General features: G+C 36.3%; 3 protein-coding genes. 1 reads left to right on the plus strand and 2 read right to left on the minus strand.

What is annotated here, in order from left to right:
• Positions 1-587: 587 nt before the first annotated feature.
• Positions 588-713 carry a hypothetical protein gene (locus F6K22_RS39310; RefSeq protein ID WP_293110428.1) on the minus strand — a complete coding sequence of 42 codons (126 nt, stop codon included), beginning with the start codon at positions 711-713 and terminating at the stop codon, positions 588-590.
• 289 nt (positions 714-1,002) lie between these two features.
• Positions 1,003-1,509 carry a DNA-binding protein gene (locus tag F6K22_RS39315; RefSeq protein ID WP_293110429.1) on the minus strand — a complete coding sequence of 169 codons (507 nt, stop codon included), beginning with the start codon at positions 1,507-1,509 and terminating at the stop codon, positions 1,003-1,005.
• Between the two features lie 472 nt (positions 1,510-1,981).
• Here F6K22_RS39315 and F6K22_RS39320 point away from each other — a divergent pair, with 472 nt between their 5' ends.
• A complete protein-coding gene (locus F6K22_RS39320) occupies positions 1,982-2,110 on the plus strand; it encodes a hypothetical protein (protein ID WP_293110431.1) in 129 nt (42 codons plus the stop codon).
• Positions 2,111-2,148: the final 38 nt, after the last annotated feature.

The raw sequence follows: 2,148 nt of genomic DNA on the forward strand, positions 1-2,148 counted from the left end.
AGTACTTAATTTTGATATTTGTACGGTTTTATGTACTGATGTTAAGTATAATAATATTTGTAATGTTATTATTTGAGATGGACTCAACTTTTGTTCGATCTGGTTTTGATCAAAGCCTAATATATTCTCTTTTATTAATTTTTATTTGTAATTACCAACCCTTTTTGATCGGATTTTTAACTGTTTTGCCAGTTATTTGAATAAATAATCAACCTACTGTGGGGGGTGTGGCGCGATACTGCGCTCCGCAACGCTCCGCGAACGCACCACACCCCCATCTATTCTCAATAATAGTTCGATTTTAGTTGAACTATTCTTCAGCTTATTTGATAAGTCCACCTCTATATATAGCTTTCAGCTACCTTGTCACCCCGTGAGGTTTTTCCCACAATCATCAAACTGTTTGCACCACTTTTCAAAGCAAGGGGGCATTGCAGCAGGGGTTGTTTCTCTCATAGAAGAGCGATCGCTTCGACGTAAAATTATTGATTTACAAGCATTATAGTCTAATTTGGCCAGTTAAGTTGTGTAAGTCCCACTAATACCTCTAAATATTTAACCAGAGTAAGTGATGGGTATTACCCCTACTAGAAAATCATCCCACCAATTACCAACGCCTTTTGTTGAGGTAGGGAGTAGTAGGGGCGTTTCATGTGGCGCAGCGAAACGCCTGCCTCTACAGAAGAAATAGGAGTTATAGAGGAGGTGGTCATTCATAATAGTTTCTCGATCTGAGTATCTGGGAAATTTTCCTCTAGCCTAAACATTTGCTTCAGAAAAAATATAAATTAGAGGCTGGGGGAGAAAAATTGCCCAAGCAAATATATGAAGGCGATCGCTCACCTACCCTAAAAAAATGATTTTTCTAAAGGTTAGTATTGCCACAAATACTATAATAATTACTTGCACAACAATCTACAATGCCAACTTCAAAGTTAAACAAGCCGACACCACTATTTAATATAGATAAAAATTAGTTGAATTTAAAAATCAGACTCTCAATTAACTAGAACCTTGAGGTTGATTTTCGTCTAGTTCCGTATCTCGGAAAAATTTACGAATAATTTCCACATCCGGCTCTACTTCAATCCACAGGCGGGCACCACCAGCTTGACTTCTGTTAGGTTTATGAGGTCGATAGACGATTTTACAATTTCCCAGAATTTCTACTTCGTGGCAACGGTCATTTCTGTCTCCTTGTTTGACAGAAATGGCTGGAAGAGATGTGCCGTGGTCTCGGTTATGGTCAATTTCTCTTCGCAGTACATGGATAAAAGTATTACCTGTACGGAATCCTTTATTCCAAGTTCCTTGAGGGCCTCGACGACCGGGGGTAATTTCTGGCATTCCTCGGCCATTTAAAGGAATTACCCAAAAGCGTTTAACTTTTTTAGCCCCTTTCAGACGACCTTGCCTGAGAAGTAACCTGAGTCTGGCAGTAGAAATATTTAGAAGAAATGCTGCTTCTGTTGTACCAACTTTGTCTGGTTCAGTATTTGTATCTTTCATAAACTGTTTCGGAGCATATAAGGGAAACTATACCTATTTATTATTAAACCACAAAGGATGTAATAAGGATTTAATTTGGCAATACTTTTTGATTTTCTAGTATAATAAACGTTGTACATAAATATGGTCATATATAGTCAAACAATGTCAAATATCTTAGTTAATTTGTACAAGCATAGCTACTAAATATTTGACAAAATTTAATAACTATCGATCATGATGTTTAATGGTATAGTTACGTTAGCTAAGAATTCAAAACTAAATAATAATAAAAAATCCGAAATTCTCGAATCCTAATATAATTTTAATCCCTTGATTTATGAGATTAGTTGAGAGACATATTATTCAGCCAACACATCGGTTTGATCCTGAAATTGACCGACTGTGTTTCTTGTCGAAAAATCTCTTAAACTCATGCTAATTATTTAGTGCGTCAATCTTTCATATTTGAAAATACTCCAGAATGACTATTATGACCTACAAAAAACACTCTCTACTCAAGCAGACTATCAAGCAATGCCAGAATCGAGTATCTCAACAAATTTTGATGATAATAGATCGAAACACCGAAGAGTTTTCTAGCAGCGAACGAAGTTTATAAACAGAACCCATCAAAGTTTAATGCTCGAGATCGGGAAG

Origin of the sequence: Okeania sp. SIO2F4, from assembly GCF_010672385.1 — a bacterium.
Taxonomy (GTDB): domain Bacteria; phylum Cyanobacteriota; class Cyanobacteriia; order Cyanobacteriales; family Microcoleaceae; genus Trichodesmium.

Bases quoted from the DNA above. Each gene is read 5' to 3' on its own strand.
- F6K22_RS39315 (WP_293110429.1), bottom strand. From the start codon at position 1,509: ATGAAAGATACAAATACTGAACCAGACAAAGTTGGTACAACAGAAGCA.
- F6K22_RS39310 (WP_293110428.1), bottom strand. From the start codon at position 713: ATGACCACCTCCTCTATAACTCCTATTTCTTCTGTAGAGGCAGGCGTT.
- F6K22_RS39320 (WP_293110431.1), top strand. From the start codon at position 1,982: ATGACCTACAAAAAACACTCTCTACTCAAGCAGACTATCAAGCAATGC.